General features: G+C 70.0%; 12 protein-coding genes. 5 read left to right on the top strand and 7 right to left on the bottom strand.

Translation table 11 applies throughout. The annotated features are described in order from the left end of the window. Positions 1-397: 397 nt before the first annotated feature. The gene (locus tag ACWD3D_RS26215; protein ID WP_451463252.1) at positions 398-1,039 is read right to left on the bottom strand and encodes a DNA-3-methyladenine glycosylase; all 642 of its coding nucleotides are present in this window, start codon (positions 1,037-1,039) and stop codon (positions 398-400) included. 88 nt (positions 1,040-1,127) lie between these two features. Here ACWD3D_RS26215 and ACWD3D_RS26210 point away from each other — a divergent pair, with 88 nt between their 5' ends. The 3 genes from ACWD3D_RS26210 (at position 1,128) to ACWD3D_RS26200 (ending at position 3,273) form a co-directional block, all read left to right on the top strand. Beyond that, positions 1,128-1,910, top strand: a complete 783-nt coding sequence (locus ACWD3D_RS26210; protein ID WP_451463251.1) for a sporulation protein — start codon at positions 1,128-1,130, stop codon at positions 1,908-1,910. A gap of 166 nt (positions 1,911-2,076) precedes the next feature. Next, complete coding sequence (locus tag ACWD3D_RS26205; RefSeq protein ID WP_451463250.1) at positions 2,077-2,625, top strand: YbhB/YbcL family Raf kinase inhibitor-like protein; 549 nt, start codon at positions 2,077-2,079, stop codon at positions 2,623-2,625. A gap of 141 nt (positions 2,626-2,766) precedes the next feature. Continuing rightward, the gene (locus ACWD3D_RS26200; protein ID WP_451463249.1) at positions 2,767-3,273 is read left to right on the top strand and encodes an HNH endonuclease; all 507 of its coding nucleotides are present in this window, start codon (positions 2,767-2,769) and stop codon (positions 3,271-3,273) included. 120 nt (positions 3,274-3,393) lie between these two features. On the opposite strand, the gene ACWD3D_RS26195 is transcribed toward ACWD3D_RS26200, so the two are convergent. The 4 genes from ACWD3D_RS26195 to ACWD3D_RS26180 form a co-directional block, all read right to left on the bottom strand. Further along, the gene (locus ACWD3D_RS26195) at positions 3,394-4,161 is read right to left on the bottom strand and encodes a sulfite exporter TauE/SafE family protein (protein ID WP_451463248.1); all 768 of its coding nucleotides are present in this window, start codon (positions 4,159-4,161) and stop codon (positions 3,394-3,396) included. Positions 4,162-4,356: 195 nt separating this feature from the next. Then, positions 4,357-5,304 (bottom strand): SPFH domain-containing protein, encoded by a 948-nt coding sequence (locus tag ACWD3D_RS26190; protein WP_451463247.1) that lies wholly within the window; start codon positions 5,302-5,304, stop codon positions 4,357-4,359. Between the two features lie 132 nt (positions 5,305-5,436). Further along, on the bottom strand, positions 5,437-5,859 hold the full coding sequence (locus ACWD3D_RS26185) for an NfeD family protein (protein WP_451463246.1): 423 nt from the start codon (positions 5,857-5,859) through the stop codon (positions 5,437-5,439). Between the two features lie 104 nt (positions 5,860-5,963). After that, on the bottom strand, positions 5,964-6,761 hold the full coding sequence (locus ACWD3D_RS26180; RefSeq protein ID WP_451463245.1) for an ABC transporter ATP-binding protein: 798 nt from the start codon (positions 6,759-6,761) through the stop codon (positions 5,964-5,966). A gap of 145 nt (positions 6,762-6,906) precedes the next feature. On the opposite strand from ACWD3D_RS26180, the gene ACWD3D_RS26175 reads away from it, so the two are divergent. Then, positions 6,907-7,695 carry a hypothetical protein gene (locus tag ACWD3D_RS26175; protein ID WP_451463244.1) on the top strand — a complete coding sequence of 263 codons (789 nt, stop codon included), beginning with the start codon at positions 6,907-6,909 and terminating at the stop codon, positions 7,693-7,695. Positions 7,696-7,747: 52 nt separating this feature from the next. Here ACWD3D_RS26175 and ACWD3D_RS26170 read toward each other — a convergent pair whose 3' ends face one another. Next, positions 7,748-8,392 (bottom strand): response regulator, encoded by a 645-nt coding sequence (locus ACWD3D_RS26170; protein WP_451463243.1) that lies wholly within the window; start codon positions 8,390-8,392, stop codon positions 7,748-7,750. Beyond that, positions 8,385-9,530: a GAF domain-containing sensor histidine kinase gene (locus ACWD3D_RS26165; protein WP_451463242.1), complete on the bottom strand. Its 1,146-nt coding sequence runs from the start codon at positions 9,528-9,530 to the stop codon at positions 8,385-8,387. The genes ACWD3D_RS26170 and ACWD3D_RS26165 overlap by 8 nt, the downstream gene beginning before the upstream one ends. A 480-nt stretch (positions 9,531-10,010) precedes the next feature. Here ACWD3D_RS26165 and ACWD3D_RS26160 point away from each other — a divergent pair, with 480 nt between their 5' ends. Next, positions 10,011-10,796, top strand: a complete 786-nt coding sequence (locus ACWD3D_RS26160) for a transglycosylase SLT domain-containing protein (RefSeq protein WP_451463241.1) — start codon at positions 10,011-10,013, stop codon at positions 10,794-10,796. Positions 10,797-10,887 lie beyond the last annotated feature (91 nt).

Raw genomic sequence — 10,887 nt, 5'->3', positions numbered from 1 at the left:
TCTTATCGGTCCGATTCCCGGTCGAAGCGGGTCAAGCGATTTTCGCTTTCCAGTTCTTCGCTTTCGCGTTTCCCTTTCCGGCGAGTCCGACTCTACCAGACTCATTTTCGTTCCGTTTCCGGTCCGAGTTTGATTCCGGCGGCCCGTCGGGGGCCTTTGCCTCCTGGCTGCCTTTTCGGCTTCCTTTCGGCTTGCCGCTACCGTAGTCCATTTCCTTGACGACTCATAATCGAGCGTTCGAAGCGAAATTCGGACATGCCGAATTCGCACCCGTCAGGGCGGATCGAGACTAGTGGTTGGCCGCATCGAGGCCGGTCGGCATGATCCTGAGGACCGGTCCGATCACTGCACCCGTGTAAAGCGGCTCGGACCACATTAGAGGCCGCCCGAAGCCTCGTCAAGTCCGGCGCCGCCGTGGGGCGTGGGCGCGGTAAGGGCTCACGGTCGGATCGCCGTCGATCCAGAAACGCCAGGGCTGGTGGGCGCCGTCGCCCCCCACTCCGGTACGCGGACCGTTCCGCACCTGGTCGCGGGGTGGCGGGGTGCCGTACAGGACGGACATCGGTTCCGGTGGGCCGGCGACTACATCGCTTCCGTCGAGGCCCCGGTCGATCGAGAGGGCGGTCGCCAGACGAGCCGGCCCTTTGGCCAGTTCTCGGTCATTGCGGGCCGAAAGTCGACGGGGGCGGGCCAGATCGGCGCCGGTAAGGATCTCACCGGCCCGCAGCAGCACCCCGCTCGCCCACCCCTCCCGACCGCACACCAGGTTCAAGCAGTGCCACATTCCGTACGTGAAGTAGACGTACGCGTGACCCGGCGGGCCGTACATCACGCCGTTGCGGGCCGTTCTGCCGCGGAAGGCGTGCGAACCGGGGTCGATCTCGCCCGCGTACGCCTCCACCTCGGTAAGTCTCAGCTCGATGGGCCCGTCGGCGGTGCGCCGTACCAGCGTGCGGCCGAGCAGGTCCGGGGCGACGTCAAGGACGTCGCGGTCGAAGAAGTCACGGGTCAGCGGAGTACGGTCCGCAGCGGCGTCCATGGCGACCGAGGGTACTGGCGGAACCATGGCGGGAACCGGCTACCGTCAGGGCGCGTATGTAGGGGTCAGACACCTATAAGGAGAAACCATGGGCTTCAAGCGGCTCCTCGCGAGCATGGGCGCCGGCGGCGCGTCGGTGGAGACGGAGCTCATCGAGCTCAATGTCGTCCCCGGTGGCGTCGTCCAGGGCGAGGTGCGTGTCCAGGGCGGTTCCGTCGCCCAGCAGATCCAGGGGATCTCGGTCGGCCTGCAGGCGCGGGTCGAGGTGGAGGGGAACGACCAGGAGTTCAAGCAGAACGTCGAGTTCACCAAGCTGCGGCTCGGCGGTGCGTTCGAGGTGCAGGCCGGTGCCGTCCACGTGGTGCCGTTCGGGCTGGAGATCCCGTGGGAGACGCCCATCACCACGTTCGCGGGGCAGAACCTGCACGGCATGAACATCGGGGTGACGACGGAGCTCGACATCGCCCGCGCGCTGGACTCCGGTGACCTGGACCCGATCAACGTCCACCCGCTCCCCGCCCAGCAGGCGATCCTGGACGCGTTCGGACAGCTCGGCTTCCGCTTCCGCAGCGCGGACATGGAGCGCGGTCACATCCGGGGGACGCGCCAGCAGCTGCCGTTCTACCAGGAGATCGAGTTCGTACCGCCGCAGCAGTACCGCGGCCTGAACCAGGTAGAGCTGTCCTTCGTCGCCGACGACCGCGAGATGGACGTCATCCTGGAGATGGACAAGAAGGCGGGGCTGTTCAGCGAGGGCAGCGACTCGTACCGCTCCTTCCGGGTCGGTTTCGACGACTTCCACCAGACGGACTGGGCCGCCTACCTCAACCAGTGGCTCGCCCAGGTGGGCGGTCAGCGCAACTGGCTGTGAGCGGTGTCCGGCGGATCATGGCCGGATGCCGACCGACGTCCCTCCCTCGGCGGTCGTCCGCCGGGTCGTGCGGGCGCCCCGAAGCGTGTCCGGCATGATCCGTCGGAGACGTCCCGGTCCCGGTGGGGACTGCCCACCGGGACCGGCCCACAGGAAAGGTGTTGCTGTGACCGAAGCGAACAGGGCCCGGGCGAAAAGGGCCCCGCTCCCCCACGACTTCCACCCCGAGGTACCCGCGTTCAGCCTGGTGAGCGACGACCTCGCGCCCGGTGCCGTGCTCGCGGACGCGCAGGTGTACGCGCAGGGCAACACGTCCCCGCAGCTGCGCTGGGAGGGATTCCCCGCCGGGACGAAGAGCTTCGCCGTGACGTGCTACGACCCCGACGCGCCCACCGGCAGCGGCTTCTGGCACTGGGTGCTGTTCGACATCCCGGCCTCGGTCACCGAGCTGCCGGCCGGAGCGGGCGGCGGCGCCTTCGCGGGGCTGCCCGAAGGAGCCGTGCACGCGCGCAACGACTACGGGTCGAAGGACTTCGGCGGCGCCGCCCCGCCCGCAGGCGAGAACCACCGCTACGTCTTCACCGTGTACGCCGTGGACACGGAGAAGCTCGGGACGGACGACGACACCTCCCCGGCCGCGGTCGGATTCAATCTGCGTTTCCACACGCTGGGACGCGCGCACCTGATCGGTGAGTACGCCTCCCCCGAAAGCTGAGCGTTCTTCTCCCGTTTGCCCTGCCCCGGTTCTGGAGAGATCTGGGCAGGGCACTTTTTATTGCGTTGTCCCACACGGCCCGCCCAGCCAGAGTTGGTCCGGGCCCGCCGGGGGGCGGGCGGCACAAGGGAGGTGGGCAGGATGCGTGACACGCTGGTCCTCAACGCGAGCTTCGAGCCGCTGTCGACGGTGACCCTCAATCGTGCGGTGGTCCTCGTCCTGACGGACAAGGCGGTCGTCGAGCAGGCCGATCCCGGCCTCCGCATGCGTGGTGCCGCCGTCGACATCCCGGTGCCCCGCGTGATCAGGCTCTGCCGATACGTACGCGTGCCCTTCCGAAGACAGGCGCCGTGGTCGAGACGGGGGGTCCTCATACGTGACCAGCACCGTTGCGCGTACTGCGGGCGGCGGGCGTCCACCGTGGACCATGTCGTGCCGCGCGCCCAGGGCGGCCAGGACACCTGGCTGAACACCGTGGCCTCCTGCGCGGAGGACAACCACCGCAAGGCGGCCCGGACGCCGGAGCAGGCGGAGATGCCCTTGCTGCGCCAGCCGTTCGTACCCTCACCGGCCGAGGCGATGCTGCTGGCGATGGCGTCGGCCGACCGTTCGTCGCTGCCGGCCTGGCTGGACCGTACCGCCGCCTGATCCCGCCCCGAACGTTCTGGGTCAGCCGCGAACGTCCCGAGTCAGCCGGTCGGTCCGATCGGCATACGCCTGACGGCGTACCGGAAGCCCGTCTCCATGGGGGAGGCGGGCTTCCGCGTGTCAGCGGAGCAGCAGCTGCACGAGTGCGCAGATTCCGACCGCCACGATGAGGCAGCGCAGCACGGTCGGGCTGAGGCGGCGGCCGACGCGGGCGCCGATCTGGCCGCCGACGGTGGAGCCGACCGCGATGAGGAGGACCGCGGTCCAGTCGAAGTCGGCGACGAAGAGGAAGAAGAGCGCGGCGACGCTGTTGACGACGGCGGCCAGGACGTTCTTGACGGCGTTGAGGCGCTGGATGGTGTCGTCGATGAGCATGCTCATCAGGGAGAGGTAGATGATCCCCTGGGCGGCGGTGAAATAGCCGCCGTAGACGCTGGCGAGGACGAGGCCCACGGCGAGCAGGGGGCCGCCCTCGGGGTGGGCGGGGGTGCCGGAGCGTTCACGGCGGCGCTGCACGGCCCTGCTGATGCGTGGCTGGAGCACGATCAGCACGAGGGCGAGGGTGACCAGGACCGGGACGATCGTCTCGAAGGCGGTGGAGGGCAGGGCCAGCAGGAGGGTGGCTCCGGCGAGTCCGCCGATCAGACAGCTGATGCCCAGTCTGATGACGCGTGGGCGTTGGCCCTTGAGCTCCTCGCGGTATCCGATCGCCCCGCTGACGGAGCCGGGCACGAGGCCGAGGGCGTTGGAGACGGTGGCGGTGACCGGTGGCAGGCCGACGGCGAGCAGTACCGGGAAGGTGATCAACGTACCTGATCCGACAATGGTGTTGATCGTTCCCGCGGCTGTGCCGGCTGCGAGGACGGCGAGCATTTCCCAGAGGGACAAGGCCACTCCTTCGGTGATCGGGTGACGCATCCCCGCCATGGAAGGTCGGGGTGCCGCACCGATCATGCACGAAGGCCCGGGACGGTCCGGACGGGGGCCCCGCAGGGGGAGTTCCACCATCGTCCGGCCCGCTCCCGGGCCGTGTGCGTGTGAGGGCGCCGGAGGCTGTCCCGCGAGGCTCCGGCGGGACAGCCCTCAGTCGACCGGGGGTTCCTCCCGGCGCTCCTTGCCCGGGCCGCCGGACCCGCCGGTGTTGAAGCCGGGGGCTCCGCCGCCGAGGTTGCCGAAGGCGCCGCTGAGGCCCTTGAGGGCGTCGCCGATCTCGCTGGGCACGATCCAGAGCTTGTTGGCGTCTCCCTCGGCGATCTTCGGGAGCATCTGGAGGTACTGGTACGAGAGGAGCTTCTGGTCCGGGTCTCCCGCGTGGATGGACTCGAAGACCGTCCGGATGGCCTGGGCCTCACCCTCGGCACGCAGGGCCGTGGCCTTGGCGTCACCTTCGGCGCGCAGGATCGAGGACTGCTTCTCGCCCTCGGCGGTGAGGATCTGGGACTGCCGGATGCCCTCGGCGGTGAGGATCGCGGCGCGCTTGTCACGGTCGGCGCGCATCTGCTTCTCCATCGAGTCCTGGATGGAGGTGGGCGGCTCGATGGCCTTGAGCTCGACGCGGTTGACGCGGATGCCCCACTTGCCGGTGGCCTCGTCCAGTACGCCGCGCAGGGCCGCGTTGATCTCCTCGCGGGAGGTCAGGGTCCGCTCCAGGTCCATGCCGCCGATGATGTTGCGGAGGGTGGTGACGGTGAGCTGCTCGATCGCCTGGATGTAGCTGGCGACTTCGTACGTCGCGGCGCGGGCGTCCGTCACCTGGTAGTAGATGACGGTGTCGATGTTGACGACCAGGTTGTCCTGGGTGATCACCGGCTGCGGCGGGAAGGGCACGACCTGCTCGCGGAGGTCGATGCGGTTGCGGATGGAGTCTATGAACGGGACGACGATGTTGAGCCCCGCGTTGAGCGTGCGGGTGTAGCGCCCGAAACGCTCGACGATGGCGGCGCTGGCCTGCGGGATGATCTGGATCGTCTTGATCAGGGCGATGAAGACGAGCACCACCAAAATGATCAGGACGATGATGACCGGTTGCATCGTGTGCCTCAAGCCCTTCGATAGCCGACGGATCCTGGTGATCGGGTCGCACTCTCACTGCTACGGACCGGGCGAGTCGACATGATCGACTTCGAGTGTCGCAGAACTCGCCCTGCCGCGTGGCCGGTTCGGTCACATGACGACGGCGGTGGCCCCGTCGATGTCGACGACGTCGACCTGTTGGCCCGGCTCGAAGCTCTGGGTCTCGTCGAGCGCGCGGGCCGACCAGACCTCGCCCGCCAGCTTGATGCGACCGCCCCTGCCGTCGACGTGTTCGAGCACGACGGCTCGCCGGCCTTTCAACGCGTCGATTCCCGAGGAGAATTGGGGGCCGTCGCCCCGGTGGCGCGCGGCGACCACCCGCACCACGGCGACCAGCGCGACGGAGACGACGACGAAGACCAGCACCTGGGCCACGATGCCGCCGCCGAGGGCGGCGACGACCGCCCCCGCGACCGCGCCCACCGCGAACATCCCGAACTCCGGCATGGCGGTGAGGACCAGGGGAATTCCCAGCCCCACCGCCGCGATCAGCCACCACACCCACGCGTCCATGTCGTCATGGTAGGACCGCATGTGCTCCGGGGACAGGGGCCCGTGGGCGAGATCCGGTCAGGTGGTGCGTCCGGCCCGGATCCGCCGGACACCACCTGCGGCGCCTACGACAGGGGCAGTCCGCGCGCGGTGTAGCGGTCGCCCTGGTGCTCGACGACGAGCGGCAGGCCGAAGCAGCGGGAGAGGTTGCGCGAGGTGAGCTCGGTCTCCATGGGGCCGGCGGCGAGCACCTTGCCCTGCCGGATCATCAGGACATGGGTGAATCCCGGCGCGATCTCCTCGACGTGGTGGGTCACCATGATCATGGAGGGGGCGTACGGGTCACGGGCCAGGCGGCCGAGGCGGCGCACCAGGTCCTCGCGTCCGCCGAGGTCGAGTCCGGCGGCGGGCTCGTCGAGCAGGAGCAGCTCGGGGTCGGTCATCATCGCGCGGGCGATCAGGGTGCGCTTGCGCTCGCCCTCGGAGAGGGTCCCGAACTTGCGGTCGAGGTAGTCGTTCATGCCGAGGCGGTCGAGGAAGGCGCGGGCGCGCTGCTCGTCGACCTCCTCGTAGCTCTCGTTCCAGGTCGCCGTCATGCCGTACGCGGCGGTGAGGACCGCCTGCAGGACGGTGAGGCGCTTGGGGAGCTTGTCCGCCATGGCGACACCGGCGATGCCGATGCGCGGGCGGAGCTCGAAGACGTCGGTGCCGACCCCGCCGAGTTGCTCGCCGAGGATCTTGGCCGTTCCGGTGGACGGGAAGAGGTAGCTGGAGGCGATGTTGAGCAGCGTCGTCTTGCCGGCGCCGTTCGGGCCGAGGATGACCCAGCGCTCCCCCTCCTTGACCGACCAGGAGACGTCTTCCACCAGAGCGCGTCCGTCGCGGACCACGGATACGTCCACCAGCTCCAGTACATCGCTCATGAGCGCGTTGTCTCCCCATGCAGTGTCGAGATCGTCGCGTGCCGGAGGGCACAGCTCCCACGCAAAACTTACGCCACCCCGGGAGTGCTCCGGCCGCGAGGTCCGTTCCCGGCGGGAGGAGCGCGGCAGCTCTTAGGCTGTTCCCATGCTTTCGGAACCACGCTCAGGACTTCTTGCCGCCTGGGGAAACGCGCTGCTCGCCGGACTCGTGTCACCGGACGACGCGGTGGACGCCATCGTCCAGGAGGACGCGGTGCACCGCGTCGAGGGACTGCCCGGGGAGGCGGGGCCCGTCGGGCTCACGCTGGCGCTGGGGCGACTACGGGGGTTGGGGGTGACGGGTTACCGGGTGGCGCTGCCGGCCCCGGGGCATCCGCTGGGGCTGAGCGGTCCGCCGGAGTTCAACGCGCGGGCGCTGGAGACCGGGGAGGCGGTGGTCGCCACCGGGGCCGCGTACGGGCTGGTGCCGGAGGTGACCGAGGCGGGGCCGCCCGGCGATCTGCACGTCGAGGTGGTGTGGCGGGTGACACCCGTACGGGAGGCCCCGCCGGCGGACGTGCCGTCGCTGGGTGAGGCGGAGCGGGAGCTCGCGGAGGCGCTGCGGGACGCGACGGCGCTGCTGTCGCGGCTGGACGTGGCGGGCTCCGGGCCGGTGGCCGAGGCTGCCCTCGACGCCTACCGGGCCCGGGCGGAGCGCGGGCGCGAGGTGCTGGCGCCGGGGTACCCGCCCCGGGCGGTACGCGTGCTGGAGCTGGCCCAGCGGGTGGGGCTGCTGATCGCGCTGGCACACGAGAACGGGCACGGCGGTGCGGTGAGCGCCTCCGAGATCGCGGCCCGGGGCGAGGCGCTGCGGCCGGTGGAACGGGTGGCGCGCAGGGCGCAGGTGGCCGCGTACAACGCGTACGTGGAGGAGGGCGAGCGGGGGCGGCGGTAGCCGCCTGCCCCGCTCGCTCCGGGGCTCCCGGGGGGCGGTGGGCCGCTCCCCGTCAGCCCGCCATTCCGTGGCGTACGGCCCAGAGGGCGGCCTGGGTGCGGTCGGCCAGGTCCAGCTTCATCAGGATGTTCGAGACGTGGGTCTTGACGGTCTTCTCGGACAGCACCAGCGCGCGGGCGATCTCGCGGTTGGACCGGCCGTCCGCGATGAGGCCGAGCACTTCGCGCTCACGTTCGGTGAGGGTGGTGCCGCGGCCCGTACCGCCCCCGGTCTCCTCCTGGGCGAGGAGCGCCCCCGCCACCTCGGACTGGAGCAGCACGTGCCCCGCGTGGACGGAGCGGATGGCGCCGGCCAGGGCGTCGGGATCGACGTCCTTGTAGACGTAGCCGGAGGCTCCGGCGCGCAGCGCGGGGACGACGGTCCGCTGCTCGGTGAAGCTGGTGACGACGAGGACCCGCGCGGGGTTGGCCAGCTCGCGGAGTTTGCGCAGCGCCTCCATGCCGTCCGTGCCCGGCATCTTGATGTCCATCAGCACCACGTCGGGGCGGAGCGCCTCGGCCTGGGCGACACCCTCCGCACCGTCCGACGCCTCTCCGACGACCTCTATGTCGTCCTGCACCTCCAGGAAGGTGCGCAGGCCTCGCCGTACCACCTGGTGGTCGTCGACCAGCAGCACGCGGATGGTCTTGTCAGCCACCGGGGATCTCCATCTCGATCGTGGCGCCCTTTCCGGGCGCCGATTCCACGTTGAGGGTGCCGCCGACGCTGTGCGCGCGGTGGCTCATCGAGACGAGGCCGAGGTGCCGGCCGGCCTCACGGACCTCCGTGGGGTCGAAGCCCTGGCCGTCGTCGGTGATCCGCAGCACGGTGGCCGGGCCGCGCCGGGTCAGGGTGACGGTGACACGGGCGCCGCCGGAGTGGCGCAGCGCGTTGTGCAGGGCCTCCTGCGCGACGCGGAGCAGCGCCTCCTCCTGGGCGGCCGGCAGCGCGCGTACTCCGTGGCTGTCGAAGGTGACTTGTGCGCTCTGGGCCCGGTCGAGGACCTGGACCTGGGTACGGAGCGTGGCGACGAGGCCGTCTTCGTCGAGGGCGGCGGGGCGGAGTTCCACGACGGCGGCGCGGAGTTCGTCCACGGCCTCGGCGGCGAGGGCGGCGACCTGCTGGAGCTCGCCCTTGGCGCGCGCGGGGTCGCGGTCGACCAGGGCGGCGGCGGCCTGGGCGGTGAGGCGCAGGGAGAAGAGTTTCTGGCTGACGGCGTCGTGCAGTTCGTGCGCGAGGCGGGAGCGCTCCTCGGCGATGGTGAGCTCGCGGCTGCGTTCGTAGAGGCGGGCGTTGGTGAGGGCGATGGCCGCGTGCTGGGCGAGGATCGAGAGGAGTTCCTCGTCCTGTGCCGTGAAACCGCAGCTCCCCTCGGGTTTGGGGCACTTCTTGTTGGCGAGGTAGAGGGCGCCGATGATCTCGTCGCCGTCCTGGATGGGCAGGCCGAGGAAGTCCGACATGTCGGGGTGGGCGTCGGGCCAGCCGCCGAAGCGGGGGTCCTTGCGGACGTCGCTGAGCCGCTCGGGCTTCGCCTCGTGGAGCATCGCGGCGAGGATGCCGTGCTGCCGGGGCAGCGGGCCGATCGCCTTCCACTGTTCGTCGCTGACGCCGTCGACGACGAACTGGGCGAAGCCGCCGTGGTCGTCGGGGACGCCCAGCGCCGCGTACTCGGCGTCCAGCAGCTCGCGGGCCGAGGCGACGATCGTCTTGAGGACGTCGCGCACGTCCAGCTGCCTGCTCATCGCGAGCAGCGCGGCGCTCACGGCGGCGAGACCCGACGGTCGGAGGTGGCTCATACGCCTCACGGTACCGGCGGTGCGCAAAGCCGGTATCGGCCTGTGGACGGGCGTCGGCGGGGCCTTCGGGCGTAGGTCCGTGGGCCCGGACGCCGGGCGCACCGGGGCGTACGCCCGGCGCGGTTCGTCCTCGGATCTTCCTCGGGCCTTCTTCCGCCTCGGGGAACCCCTGACAGTGCGAGTTGCTCTTGCAACTCGGAGTGAGACCGACGGTCGCGCGATGTGAGCCCACGCATAGGACTCACGTCACGTACGAAGCCCGTTAGTGGATGAATAGGGGCGATTTAGCCCGCCCTGACCGGCATCCACGAAACGGACATAAGACTCTGATCCACTACCCGGCTTCGTACGTCACACCTTTGCCAGGGCATTTTGCGGTCGCTAAGAATTGCACTTGTCCACCTGACAGAGAGGCGCACCGCCACTCTCCGTCTCCGTGTCCCGCGAGGGGCACCCACGACTCGAAGAGGTACGTCTGTGATGTCCGCGTCCCGCATATTTGACCGAACCCGTCGTCTGAACAAGACGCAGAAGCTCTCCGTCGCCGGCGTCTCCGCGCTGGGTGTCGCCGCCCTGACGTTCTCGCTGGTTCCGAGCAACGCGCAGGCCGAGAGCACCAACGCCTCCGTGGCGGCGTCCCCGGTCGTCTTCGCGTCGGGGGCCGACTCGGCCCGGGCGAAGGCTGTGCAGGACAGCGTGATCGAGCAGAACACCACCGCCGCCAAGCTGGTCAAGGCCGCCGACGCCGCCAAGGCGAAGGACGAGGCCGCCCGGAAGAAGGCCGTGGCCGACGCCAAGGCCCTGACCGACGCGAAGGCGGCGGAACGTGCCGCGGCCGAGGCCAAGGTCAAGGCGGCGGACCGGGCGAAGGCCGACGCCGCGAAGCGCTCGTCCTCCGGTACCTCGGAGACCGCGAGCCGCTCCGCCGAGCGGAAGCCGGTCTACGCGAACAACCTGGACGGCTGGATCCGCGAGTCCCTCGCGATCATGAAGGCGAAGGGCATCCCCGGTACGTACGAGGGGCTGCACCGCAACATCATCCGCGAGTCCAGCGGTAACCCGCAGGCCATCAACGACTGGGACATCAACGCCCAGAACGGCGTCCCGTCGATCGGTCTGCTCCAGATCATCAAGCCGACCTTCGACTACTACCACGTCTCCGGCACGGTCCACAGCCAGTACGACCCGGTCGCCAACATCACCGCCGCGGCCAACTACGCGGCCGACAAGTACGGCACGATCGACAACGTCGACAGCGCGTACTGACCGGCTCCTCGCGGCAGGACCGCGGGCCGTGGACCTGAGCCGCTGAGCATGGCGACCGCCCCGCACTCGCGGAAGGCGAGGGAGGCGTGGC

This window comes from Streptomyces sp. NPDC002690 (assembly GCF_053592415.1).
This window is presented reverse-complemented; position numbering and strand designations above follow the sequence as displayed.

Coding starts and splice junctions, on each gene's coding strand:
- ACWD3D_RS26215 (WP_451463252.1), bottom strand. CDS start 1,039: ATGGACGCCGCTGCGGACCGTACTCCGCTGACCCGTGACTTCTTCGAC.
- ACWD3D_RS26210 (WP_451463251.1), top strand. CDS start 1,128: ATGGGCTTCAAGCGGCTCCTCGCGAGCATGGGCGCCGGCGGCGCGTCG.
- ACWD3D_RS26200 (WP_451463249.1), top strand. CDS start 2,767: ATGCGTGACACGCTGGTCCTCAACGCGAGCTTCGAGCCGCTGTCGACG.
- ACWD3D_RS26190 (WP_451463247.1), bottom strand. CDS start 5,304: ATGCAACCGGTCATCATCGTCCTGATCATTTTGGTGGTGCTCGTCTTC.
- ACWD3D_RS26185 (WP_451463246.1), bottom strand. CDS start 5,859: ATGGACGCGTGGGTGTGGTGGCTGATCGCGGCGGTGGGGCTGGGAATT.
- ACWD3D_RS26180 (WP_451463245.1), bottom strand. CDS start 6,761: ATGAGCGATGTACTGGAGCTGGTGGACGTATCCGTGGTCCGCGACGGA.
- ACWD3D_RS26175 (WP_451463244.1), top strand. CDS start 6,907: ATGCTTTCGGAACCACGCTCAGGACTTCTTGCCGCCTGGGGAAACGCG.
- ACWD3D_RS26165 (WP_451463242.1), bottom strand. CDS start 9,530: ATGAGCCACCTCCGACCGTCGGGTCTCGCCGCCGTGAGCGCCGCGCTG.
- ACWD3D_RS26160 (WP_451463241.1), top strand. CDS start 10,011: ATGTCCGCGTCCCGCATATTTGACCGAACCCGTCGTCTGAACAAGACG.